The 12,888-nt window shown below is 75.0% G+C and carries 2 protein-coding genes; both read left to right on the top strand.

What is annotated here, in order from left to right:
• Window positions 1–139 precede the first annotated feature (139 nt).
• Window positions 140–8,842 carry an amino acid adenylation domain-containing protein gene (locus ACGFRB_RS21630; protein WP_393245039.1) on the top strand — a complete coding sequence of 2,901 codons (8,703 nt, stop codon included), beginning with the start codon at window positions 140–142 and terminating at the stop codon, window positions 8,840–8,842.
• The gene (locus ACGFRB_RS21625) at window positions 8,835–12,725 is read left to right on the top strand and encodes a type I polyketide synthase (RefSeq protein WP_393245037.1); all 3,891 of its coding nucleotides are present in this window, start codon (window positions 8,835–8,837) and stop codon (window positions 12,723–12,725) included. The genes ACGFRB_RS21630 and ACGFRB_RS21625 overlap by 8 nt, the downstream gene beginning before the upstream one ends.
• Window positions 12,726–12,888 lie beyond the last annotated feature (163 nt).

Here is a 12,888-nt window from a genome sequence, read left to right as displayed (position 1 = left end):
CGGCGGCGGGTCCCGACGAGGACCGTGCCCCGGAGTGCGGCCCGTGACGCCGGCCCCGTGGGCCGAGGCCGCTTTCCTGTCAGACCGGCCGCGCTTTCGCCGGCCGGGTCGTAACGGCTTGCCACGTGAGGGTTGTGCTATGTCACTCCGCGAGGAGTCTTTCCCCCAGGACGAACGTCGATCGACTGCCGGAGCCACGCCCGGATCCCAGTCCGGATCCCCGTCCGGAGCCGCGTCCGGATCCGCTGCGGAGTCCGGGTCCGGGGCCGTCTCCGTGCCCCTGTCCGGCGCCCAGGAGGGCCTCTGGTACGCGCAGCGGCTCGCCCCCGGCAGCGCCGCGTACAACACCGCGGAGGCGGTGGAGATCCACGGAGCCCTCGACTCCGGCCTGTTCGAGACGGCGCTGCGCCGCACGGTGGGCGAGGCCGGCACCTTCGGCCTGCGCTTCTTCGACACGGAGGACGGCCCCCGCTGCCGTACGGCAGCGGACGCCGCCGACTGGCCGCTGCACCGGGCCGACGTCAGCGACGCCGCCGACCCGGAGGCCGCCGCCTGGGAACTGATCCGCGCCGACCTCGCGACCCCGGTGGACGCCGACAAGGGACCGCTGTTCGCGCACACCCTGCTCACCCTCGCCACCGACCGGCACATCTGGCTGCTGCGGGCCCATCACATCCTGCTCGACGGCTACAGCTACAAGCTCCTCGGGCGGCGGCTCGCCGAGGTCTACAACGCGCTGGCCGAGGGGCGCGAGCCCGCACCCGGCACCTTCGCCCCGGCCGACCGGCTGCGGACGGAGGAGGCGGCCTACCTCGCCTCCGAGCGGCACGGCCGCGACCGCGACCACTGGAGCCGGCGCATGGCCGGCCTGCCCGAACCGGCCCGCCTCACCCGTCGTACGGCCCCGCCCGGCGTGCCGTTCCTGCGCCGCACCGCCGAGTTGGACGCACCGGACGCCGAGGCGCTGTCCGCCGCGGCCACCCGGCTGGAGGTCACCCGCACCGACCTGGTCACGGCCGCGGTCGCCGCCTATCTGCACCGGATGACCGGCGCGGACGACCTGGTCCTCGGCATGGCCACCATGAGCCGGCTCGGCAGCGCGGCCCTGCGCACCCCCGGCACCGCCTCCGACGTGCTGCCCCTGCGGGTCGCGGCCCAACCCGGCGTCTCCCTCGCGGATTTCGCGCGTGCCGTGGCCGCCGAGCTGGCGGCCCTGCGCCGCCACCAGCAGTACCGGGGCGAGTCCATCCGCCGCGACCTCGGCCTGCTCGGCACCGGACGCCGGCTGTACGGCCCGGTGCTGAACATCGTGCCCTTCACCGAGGAACTGGACTTCCAGGGCGCCACGGCCATCTGGCACCACCTGTCCGGCGGCGCCGTCGACGATCTCCAGATCAGCGTCCGGCCCGGCACCCGCCCCGGCGCGCTCTGGTTCGCCTTCGACGCCAACCCCGGCCTGTACGACGAGGAAGAACTCGCCCTCCACCGCGACCGGTTCATCGAACTGCTGCGGCGGCTGACGCGGGCCGAACCCGCCACCGCGCTCGCCGACCTCGATCTGCTGCTGCCCGGCGAGCACCCGCGCGATCTTCCGGTCCGCGCGTTCCCCGTCACGGACACGCTCACCCGGCTCTTCGAGCGACAGGCGCACGACGGGCCCGCGCGCGTCGCCGTGACGCACGAGGACACCCACCTGACCTACAGTCAACTCAACGAGGAAGCCAACCGGTTGGCCCGCCTGCTCGTGGAGCGCGGCGCCGGACCGGGCCGCGTGGTGGCCCTGGCGCTGCCCCGGGGCCCCCGGCTGCTGCCCGCCCTGCTGGCGGTCCTCAAGACCGGCGCCGCCTACCTCCCGCTGGACCCTGGACACCCGGCCGAGCGACTGCGGCTGGTGACGGCGGACGCGGCACCCGTCCTCGTGGTGACGGAGAGCGGCGCCGTCGGGGACCTCGGCGGCACGGCCCCCGCCGTCCTGCTGGACGACCCCGCCACCGCCGCCGACCTCGCGGCACGCCCGGCCGGCGACCTGACCGACACCGAGCGCGGCGGGCCGACCGGTCCGGCCGACATCGCGTACATCATCCACACCTCCGGCTCCACCGGCCGCCCCAAGGGCGTGCCCGTCCCGCACGCCAACGTGGTCCGGCTGTTCGCCGCCGCCGCGGGCGATGGCGACGGCTTCGACTTCGGCGCCGACGACGTGTGGACCCTCTTCCACTCGTACGCCTTCGACTTCTCCGTGTGGGAGATCTGGGGCGCCCTGCTGCACGGCGGCCGGCTCGTCGTCGTGCCGTACGCCGTCAGCCGCTCCCCGCGGGACTTCCTGCGGCTGCTGGGCGACGAGGGGGTCACCGTCCTCAACCAGACGCCGTCCGCCTTCGAGCAGCTCGTGGACGCCGACGAGGGGACCGGCGCCGGCGCGCTGCGGTACGTCGTGTTCGGCGGGGAGGCGCTGCGCCCCGAGCGGCTGCGCCCGTGGACCGCCCGGTACGGCTTCGACCGGCCGGCCCTGGTGAACATGTACGGCATCACCGAGACCACCGTGCACGTCACCCACCACCGCCTCACCCCGGCCGATCTGGCGGATCCGCGCCGCGGCGCCGTCATCGGCACCCCACTCGCCGACCTGCGGGTCCACCTCCTGGACGCGGCGGGCCGGCCGGTTCCGCCCGGCGCCGTGGGCGAGATGTACGTCGCCGGCGCCGGCGTCGCCGCCGGATACCTGAACCGCTCCGACCTGACCGCCGAGCGGTTCCTGGACGACCCCTACGGGCCCGCCGGCGGCCGGATGTACCGCTCCGGCGACCTGGCCCGCAGGCGCGCCGACGGGAGCCTCGACTACCTCGGCCGCGCCGATCAGCAGGTGCAGCTGCGCGGCTTCCGGATCGAGCCCGGAGAGATCGAGGCCGTCCTCGCCCGGCACCCCGGCGTCTCCCGGGCCGCCGTCGTCGTGCGCCAGGTCCAGGGCGGGGCCCGGCAGCTCGTCGCCTATCTGGTCGCCGACGGTGAACAGGTGCCCACGACCGCCGAGTTGCGCGCGCACGCCGCCGCCCATCTGCCCGACTACATGGTCCCCGCGGCCTGTGTCCCCATGGACACGCTGCCGCTGACCGCCAACGGCAAGCTGGACACCGACGCCCTGCCCCTGCCGGACTTCACCGGGACGGCGGCCGGCGTCAAGCCGACGAGCCCCGAACAGACCCTTGTCTGCGGCCTGTTCGAGGAAGTGCTGAAGCTGCCCCAGGGTGCCGTGGGCATCGACGCCAACTTCTTCGAGCTGGGCGGCGATTCACTGCTCGCCACCCGGCTGCTGGCCCGGCTGCGCCGCGCGTCCGGGGCCGACGTACCCATCACCACCCTGTTCGCGACCCCGACCCCCGCCGCCCTCGCCGGACTCCTCGAAAGCGGCGCCGGCGCCGCGCCCGCCCGGCCCGTCCCGGGCACCCTGCCGCGTCCCGCGCGCGTCCCGCTGTCGTACGCCCAGGAACGCATGTGGTTCCTGAACCGGCTCGACGACTCGGCCGCCACGTACAACATCCCCCTCGTGGTGCCCCTCGGCTCCGCCGTCGACACCGAGGCGCTGCGCGCCGCCCTCGGCGACCTCGCCGACCGGCACGAGAGCCTGCGCACGGTCCTCGCCGACCACGACGGCACGCCGTACCAGCGGATCCGGCCGGCCGGGGAAGCGCGGCCGTCGCTGCGCGTCGTCGACTGCCCCGCCGAGGAGATCGCCGCGAGCCTGGCGACCGCCTCCCGGCACCGCTTCGACCTTGCGGCCGAAAGCCCCCTGGCCGCCTGGCTGTTCACGGCCGGCGAGGAGCGGACCCTGCTGCTCGTCCTGCACCACAGTGCCGCCGACGGCTGGTCCCTGCGCCCGCTGGCCGACGACCTGAACACGGCGTACGCGGCCCGCCGCGCGGGCACCGACCCGGGCTGGGACGCGCTCCCGGTCCAGTACGCCGACTACGCACTCTGGCAGCGCGCCCTGCTCGCCCCCGAACCGGACGGCACCGGTGAGGCCGAACGGCTCACCGCGCACTGGCGGCAGGCACTGGCCGGTGCGCCCGAGGAGTGCACCCTGCCCGGCGACCGCCCCCGCCCGGCGACGGCGCGCGACGGTGCCCATGTCACCGAGCACGTGCCCGCCCCGCTGCACCGGGACCTGACCGGCCTCGCCGAACGCGAGGGCGCCAGCCTGTTCATGGTGCTGCACGCCGCCGTCAGCGCCCTGCTCAGCCGCGCCGGCGCCGGCGAGGACATCGTGCTGGGCGTCCCCGTGGCCGGCCGCCTCGAATCCGGCCTGGACGATCTGATCGGCCTGATCACCAACACGCTGGTGCTGCGCGCCGACACCTCCGGCGACCCCGCCTTCCGCGAGCTGCTGGCCCGCGTCCGGCCGGGCGACCTGGCCGCGCTCGACCACCAGGAACTGCCCTTCGACCGGCTCGTGGACGAACTCAACCCGCCCCGTACGCCCGGCCGGCACCCGCTGTTCCAGGTCATGCTCGCCCTGCAGAACAACGAACCCGCGCTGCTCCGCCTCGACAACACCCCCGTGCCGCTGCGGCCCACCGCCACCGGCACCGCGAAGTTCGACCTGTTCGTCGACGTCCTGGAGCGGCACACCGCCGACGGCACCCCCGACGGCCTGGACCTGCACGTCGAGTACGCCACCGATCTCTACGACCGGTCCACCGCCGAAGAGTTCGCCCGCGCCCTGGGCCGGCTGCTCGCGGCCGTGACCGCGGACCCGGACACCCGGCTCGGACTGCTCCCCGCGCCCGCGCCGCGCCCCTCGGCCGAGGAGCGCCCGTTCGCCGGTGCCGCCCCGGCCGAAGCGGCCCTGATCGAGGCGGCTCTGTCCGTGCCCGGTGTACGGGACGCCGCCGTCCTGCCCCAGGCCGACGGGGGCACGCCCCGGCTGTTCGTGGTGCCGGGCCGCGCGGAGGCCACCGAGGCCGTCGAACGGCTGCTGGAGCGCACCGGCACCACGTCCGTCCGCGTCACCGCCGTCAGCACCCTGGCCCGCACCGGCGACGGCACCCTCGACACGGCCGCCCTCGCCGCCCTGCCGGTGGTCGACCGCACCGCCGCCGCGGACTGGCAGCGGTACCTCGCCCGCGCGGGCGGTGTCTCCTTGGCCGAGGTCACGGTGGAGAACACCCCGGAGGAACTGGACCGCCGGCACGCCGGGACCCAGCGCCGCACCGCGGAGGCGGCGCCCGGGACGGCCGTCCCCCAGGCCGTCTCCCGCCGCCCCGCGCTCAGCGAGGGCCCGGAACTGCCCGAACCCTCCGTCGCCGGCTGGAGCGAAGCCCTCGTCCGGGCCGCCGAACGCGGCCACGGCGAGGTCGTCCACGTCCGCGCCGATGGCAGCGAGACCCGCCGCGACTACGCCTCCCTGATCCCCGAGGCCTCCCGGGTCCTCGCCGGTCTCAGGCGGGCCGGACTGCGCCCCGGCGACCAGGTGATCGTCCAGTGCGACGACAGCGAGGACTTCCTCGCCGTGCTGTGGGGCTGCATCCTCGGCGGCATCGTCGCCGTCCCGCTCACGGTCCCCGCCTCCTACACGACCTCCTCGGCCGCCCTCACCAAGCTGGAGGGCATCTGGCGGATGCTCGGCCGGCCCTGGATCGTCTGCTCGCCCGCGCTGGAGGCGGGCCTGCGCGGCGTCGCCGACCGGCAGAACTGGCCCGGCCTGCGGCTGACCACCGCCGAAGAGCTCCGGGACGCGCCCGAGGACCGCGACTGGTACGCCGCCGAGCCGGACGACCTCATCCTGATGCTGATGACCTCCGGCAGCACCGGCCTTCCGAAGGCCGTCCGGCTGACCCACCGGGGCGTGCTCACCCGGTCCGCCGCCACCGAGGCCATGAACGGACTCGGCGCCGACGACGTCACCCTGAACTGGATCCCGCTCGACCACGTCACCGGCGTCGTCATGTTCCACCTGCGGGACCTCTACCTCGGCTGCCGGCAGATCCACGCGCCGACGTCCTGGATCCTCGCGGACCCGACCCGCTGGATGGAACTCGCCCACCGGCACCGGGTCTCGGTCACCTGGGCGCCCAACTTCGCCTTCGGCCTGCTCGCCGAGGACACCGACCGCTTCCAGGACCGCGACTGGGACCTGAGCCCGATGCGGCTGGTGATGAACGCCGGCGAGGTCGTGGTGGCCGCCGCGGCCCGCGGCTTCCTCCACGCGATGCGGCCCTTCGGGATGCCCCAGGACGTGATGCACCCCGGCTGGGGCATGTCCGAGACCTGCTCCGTGGTCACCGACTCGGTGCTGCCCGCCGAACCGCCGGGCACCGACGAGACGTTCGTCAGCTGCGGCCTGCCCTACCCCGGCTTCGCCATGCGCATCCTGGGCGAGGACGGCACCCTGCTCGCCGAGGGCGACGTCGGCCGGCTCCAGGTCCGGGGCACCTCCGTGACCCGCGGCTACCACGACAACCCGGCCGCCAACGCCGAGGCGTTCACCGACGACGGCTGGTTCGACACCGGCGACCTGGCCTTCCTGCGCGACGGGGAACTGTTCATCACCGGCCGCGCCAAGGACGTCATCATCGTCAACGGCGTCAACCACTACAGCCACGAGATCGAGTCCTGCGTCGAGGAACTGCCCTTTGTCGTCCGCAGCTTCACCGCGGCCTGCGCGGTCCGCTCCGACCCGGCCGCCACCACCGACGAACTCGCCCTGTTCGTCCACCTCGCCGCCGTACCCGACCGCGCCGCCGCACTGCGGGAGATCGCCGGCAAGGTCACCCGCGAGATCGGCGTCAGCCCCGCCTTCCTCGTACCGATCGGCCCCGCCGACATCCCCAAGACCGAGATCGGCAAGATCCAGCGGACCAAGCTGCGCAAGAGCTTCGAGGCGGGCGACTTCGAAGAAGCCGTCCGCGAGGCCCAGTTGCTCATGGGCACCGCCGCCACCCTGCCGGACTGGTTCCTGCGGCCCGAATGGCAGCAGGTCGCGCCACACCGACCGCGCACCCTGCCGGCCGGCCGGCACACGCTCGTCCTGGCCGGCGCCGACACCGGGGCCCACGACCTCGCCGACCGACTGGCCCGGGCTCTGCGCGCCCAGGGCGCCCGCTGCACCGTGGTCACGGACGGCACGTCGTACGCCCGTCTCGACGCCGCCCGCTACGAGATCCGGCCCGCCGACGACGCCGACCACACGGCGCTGCTGCGGGACTTGGACGCCGACGGCCGGCCCGTCGACGCCGTCGTCCACCTCGCCGCGCCCGCCGCCGACGGCGCCGCCCCGGACGACACGAGCGCCCGCACCCTGCTCGCCGCGGCCCGTGCCCTCGGCGCCCGGCCGGCGGACCTGCTGCATGTGACGGCGGGCGCCCAGGCGGTCACCGGCGACGAGTCGCCCTCGCCCGCCGAGGCCATGGCCGGCGCGGTCCTCAAGTCCCTGCGGGAGGAGAGCGCGGGACTGGCTTGCGTCCACCTGGACACCGAGCCGGGCACCGACCCCGTACCGCTCGTCCTGGCGGAAGCCGGACAGCCCCTGGTGGACACCGAGGTGGCCTACCGCGCCGGACGCCGCCATGTGCGCCGACTGGCCGCGCTGCACCGGGATCCGGCCCGCGTGGAGCCGCCCGCCGCCGAGGGCTTCCACCTGATCAGCGGCGGACTGGGCGGCGTCGGCACCGAACTCGCCACCCATCTGCTGCGCACCCCCGGCACCCGGCTGCTGCTCCTCGGCCGCAGCGAACCGGCCTCCGGCGGCCCGCTGCCCGAGACGGACAACGTACGCCGGGTACGCGCCGAGGTGACCGACGAGCAGCAGGTACGCGCGGCCGTCGACGCCGCCACCGAGGCCTGGGGCGTCCCCCTGACCTCGGTCTGGCACCTGGCCGGGACGCTCGTCGAGCGCCCGGCCGCCGATCTGGACGCCGACACCTGGCGGACGGCGCTGGCCGCCAAGGCCCTCGGCGCCTGGACCCTGCACCGGGTCGCCGCCGATCACCCGGTGACCTCGTTCGTCCTGTTCTCCTCGGTCAACGGCTGGTTCGGCGGCGCCATGAACACCGCCTACTCCGCCGCCAACGCCTACCTGGACGGGCTCGCCCGGTACCGCCATGCGCAGGGGCTGCCCGCCCAGAGCCTGGCCTGGAGCATGTGGCGGGAACGCGGCATGAGCAGCGGCTACCAGCTCACCGCCCTCACCGAGGCGCGCGGCTACCGGGTGCTGGACGCCACCGCCGCGCTCCGCTCCCTCGACCTCGCCCGCACCCTGCCCGAACCCCACCTGCTGATCGGTGCCGACCGCACCGCCCCGTGGGTTCGCAGCCACCTCGCCGAACCCGCCCGGGGCGTACGACGGCTGGCCGGCCGCGTCGCCCTGACGGAGGGCGCCGACCTCGGCGCCCTGCACCGCGCGGCGGCCGACGCCGCGGGTGGCACCCCCTGGGTGCTGCGCGCCGCCGGCAGCGCCGAACGGCCGCCCGCCGGCGAGGACCGGCAGCACGACCTGGAGCAGCGGATCGCCGAACTGTGGTGCGGCGTCCTCGGCCGCGACCGGGTCGGCCGCGAGGACAACTTCTTCGACCTGGGCGGCAATTCGCTCCTGCTGGTCAGCGCGCAGAACGCCGTCAACCGGGCGTTCGGCGGCGACGTGACCGTGGTCGACCTGTTCGCCCACCCCACCGTGCGCGATCTGGCCGGCCACCTCGCCGCCCGGATCCCCGCACCGGGGACGGCGGACGACAGCGCGCCCCAGGACCCGCCGAGCGGTCTCGACCGGGCCAAGGAACAAGCGGAACGGCAGCGCGCGGCCCGTGCCCGCCGCTCCCCGCGCAACGGAAAGGGCCGAGGCCATGCGTGAGCACCACGACACACCGGACATCCCCGAGGAGGAGGCACCGGCCGTCGCCGTCATCGGCATGGCCGGGCGGTTCCCCGGCGCCGACGACCTCGACGCCTTCTGGGACAACCTGGCCGCCGGACGTACGTCCGTACGGCCCGTCACCGACGAGGAGTTCCTGGCCGCCGGGGGCGACCCGGGCGACCTGGACGACCCCTCGCTGGTCCGGATGGCCTCCGTCGTCGAGGGCATCGACCGCTTCGACTCCGGCTTCTTCGGCTACACCCCCGCCGAGGCCGCGGTCGTCGACCCCCAGCAGCGCCTGCTCCTGGAGACGGCCTACCAGGCCCTGGAGGACGGCGGCTGCCTCGCGCCCGGCACCGACAACGGCACCTTCGGCGTCTACGCGGGCAGCGGCGACAGCCGCTACTACCCCACCCACATCCACCCCCGGTACACCGGACGGCCCGGGTCCGTCGAGCTGGTGCACGCCGCCACCGCCAACTCGCTGGGCACGCTGGCCACTCGGCTCTCCTACGAACTGGGCTTGACCGGCCCGAGCCTGTCCCTCCAGACGGCCTGCTCCACCGCGCTGGTCGCGGTGCACACCGCCTGTCAGGACCTGCTCGACTACCGTTGCGACACCGCCCTCGCCGGCGCCGTCTCCCTCAACCCCTCGGCGCTGCTCGGCTATCGCCACGTCCCCGGCGGGCCCTTCTCGCCGGACGGCTACTGCCGGGCGTTCTCCGCGGACGCCGCCGGCACCTCCTCCGGGGACGGCGTCGGCGCGCTCGTCCTCAAGCGGCTGGAGGACGCACTGGCCGACGGCGACCGGATCCGGGCCGTCATCCGGGGAAGCGCCGTCAACAACGACGGCCGCCGCAAAGTCGGTTTCAGCGCGCCCAGCGCCGCCGGGCAGACCGAGGTCGTCCTCGCCGCGCAGGCCCAGGCGATGGTCGACGCCGGCACCATCGGCCTCGTCGAGGCGCACGGCACCGCGACCCGCCTCGGCGACCCCATCGAAGTGGCCGCGCTCACCGAGGCGTTCCGGGAATCCACCGACCGGCGCGGCTACTGCGCGCTGGGCTCGGTGAAGACCAACATCGGCCATCTGGGCGCGGCGGCCGGCATCGCCGGGATCATCAAGGCCGTCCTCGCCCTGGAACACCGGCAGATCCCGCCGAACCTGCACTTCGAACGCCCCAACCCGCTCATCGACTTCGCGGCCGGACCCTTCCGCCTCCCCACCCGGCTGGAGGACTGGACGGCCGCCGGCCACCCCCGGCGCGCCGCGGTCAGCGCCTTCGGGATCGGCGGCACCAACGCCCACGTCGTCCTGGAGGAGGCACCCGCCTTTGCCCAGGCCGCCGTTCGGGCGCGTCCCGGCGCCGCCGAGGACACCGGCCGGCTGGTGCTGCCGCTGTCCGCGCGTACCGCCGGAGCCCTGCGCGGCCAGGCCGAGGCCCTGGCCCGGCATCTCGAACGCCGGCCGGAGCTGCGCCTGGACGAGGTGGCCCAGGCGCTGCGCACGAGCCGCCCCGCCCTGCGCCACCGGACGACCGTCACCGCGCTCTCCCGGGACGAGGCCCTGTCGGCGCTGCGCGCCGTCGCCCCCGCCACCCCCGCGGTGCCGGACGAGCCCGTGCGGGTGGCGTTCCTGCTGCCCGGCGGCGGCACCCAGTACCCCGGCATGGGCACGGAGCTGTACCGCGACCAGGCCGTCTACCGCGACACCGTGGACGAGTGCGCCCGTATCCTGCGCCCCGAACTCGGCGTCGACGTCCGCACCACCCTGTTCGAGGGCGCGCCCGCCGATCACACCGCCGACCTCCTCGGTCTGGTCGTCACCGAATACGCCCTCGCCCGCACCCTGATGGCCGCCGGCGTCCGGCCGGACGCGCTGATCGGCCACTCCCTGGGCGAGTACACGGCGGCCTGCCTGGCCGGGGTCGTCGACCTCGCCGACATGCTGCCCCTGGTCGCCACCCGGATGCGGCTGATCAGCGAGGCGGGCGGGGCCACCGTCGGTGTCGCCGCCCCCGTCGAGGACGTACTGCCGCTGCTCGACGACGAGTTGTCGCTGGCGGCGGTGAACGGTCCCGCCGCGTGCACCGTCGCCGGGCACGAGGAGGCCGTCGCCCGCTTCGAGCGCGAACTCACCCGCCGGGACATGCCGTTCCGGCGGCTGCGGATCCCGCTCGCGGCGCACTCGCACGTCCTGGACCCGGTCCTCGCGATCTACGAGAAGCACCTGCGCGGCGTCACCCTGCGCCCGCCCCGCATTCCGTTCGTCACCAACGTCACCGGCACTTGGATCACCGACGAGCAGGCGACGTCCGTCGAGCACTGGCTCGCCCACACCCGCGGCACCGTGCGCTTCGCCGACGGCATCGCCGCCCTGTGGGAACGCGAGCGTCCGGTGCTGGTGGAGGCGGGGCCGGCGGACACCCTCACCAAGCTGGCCGCCGCTCGACTGGCGCCGGACACACCGGTGACCGTCACCAGCATGCGGCACGCCCGGGCCGAAGCCTCGGACGGCTTCGTCTTCGCCGAGGCGCTGGGCCGGCTGTGGAGCGCGGGCGTCGACAGCGTGCTGGTGCCGGTGCCCGGCACGCCCCGGACGGCCCCGCTGCCGCCGTACGCCTTCGAACGGCACCGGCACTGGATCGACGCTCCCGGGGCCCGCGCGACCGGCTCCGGCACCCCGGACCCGGCCGGGGCCGGGCCGGCCACCCTCGCGCCCCGGCCGAGGCTCACCACCGAGCACGTACCGCCCCGCACCGACCGCGAGCGGACGGTCGCCCGGTACTGGGAGGAGATCCTCGGCATCGGCGGAATCGGCGTGCGGGACAACTTCTTCGACCTCGGCGGCGACTCCATGCGTGCCGTCCTGCTGACGGGCCGGCTCCGCCAGGCCGGGGTACTCGACCTGACGGCCGCCACCCTGCTGGCCGCCCCGACCATCGCCGGAGTCCTCACGGCCGCCGACGCGGCCACGGGCGACGGTGGCGACGGCGGGACCGGTGGCGGCGGGGTGTCGAGCGCTCCGAGTGCTCCGAGCGCTCTCGCGCCGCTGCTGCCGCTGCGTGCCGAGGGCGGTGCCACCCCGCTGTTCTGTGTGCACCCCGGCGCCGGTGTCTCCTGGCGCTACACCGGACTGCTGCCCCACCTCGGCGGCGACCAGCCGGTGTACGGCATCCAGGCTGCTGGGCTCGACGGCACCCGGCCGCCCGTGTCCGGCGCCGCGGAGATGGTCGCCTTCTACACCGGCCTGGTCCGTGAGGTGCAGCCGAGCGGTCCCTACCGGCTCCTTGGCTGGTCCTACGGAGGCTTCGTCGCCCACGCGATGGCCCGCGCCCTCCAGGAACAGGGGGAGCGGGTGGAGCTGCTGGCCATGCTGGACGCTCCGCAGCCGTACGGCGACTGGTACGACGACGCGGCAGCCGAACGCCAGGTGGCGGCCCTGCTGATGAGGGTGGCCGGACTGCCGGTGGACGCGCACGCCGAACCGCCCGCCGTGGCCGAGGTCCTGGACCGGATCGACAGCAAGATCGAGGCGGATCCGGACGGTTCGCCCGTCACCCGGGCGCAGGCCGCCGCGATCGCCGACGTCATGCGCAACAACCTGCGGATCGCCCCGCAGTTCGAGCCGGGCCGGTTCGACGGCGACGTGCTGTTCTTCAGCGCGGAGGAAGAGACGGTCGAGGGCGGATCCGGCGACTTCGCGGTCCGGTCCGGCAAGGCGGATGCCTGGCGGCCTCACGTCGGAGGGACGCTGCGCGAACTCGCCGTGCCCTGCGGGCACTACGAGATGACCGAACCCGAGCCGATCGCCCTGATCGGCAAAGTCGTGGCCGAGGCCCTGCGCGGCACCGCGGACACGGGGCGGACCGGAGCCGTATAGCCGGTCGGGGGTGCCCCGACGGTTCAGGGGCACCCGCATGACCAAGCCCGGTCCGCGGAACTTCTGCGGACCGGGCTTGGTCATGCTTGAACTCGGCTGTGTGGGTCAGGAAATGGAGGACTCGCTCCTCCATCGGGAGCGCCGCCGCGCCGGAGCCGGCCGT

The organism is Streptomyces sp. NPDC048718, from assembly GCF_043198875.1.
Lineage (GTDB): Bacteria > Actinomycetota > Actinomycetes > Streptomycetales > Streptomycetaceae > Streptomyces.
This window is presented reverse-complemented; position numbering and strand designations above follow the sequence as displayed.

Bases quoted from the DNA above. Each gene is read 5' to 3' on its own strand.
- ACGFRB_RS21630 (WP_393245039.1), top strand. From the start codon at position 140: ATGTCACTCCGCGAGGAGTCTTTCCCCCAGGACGAACGTCGATCGACT.
- ACGFRB_RS21625 (WP_393245037.1), top strand. From the start codon at position 8,835: ATGCGTGAGCACCACGACACACCGGACATCCCCGAGGAGGAGGCACCG.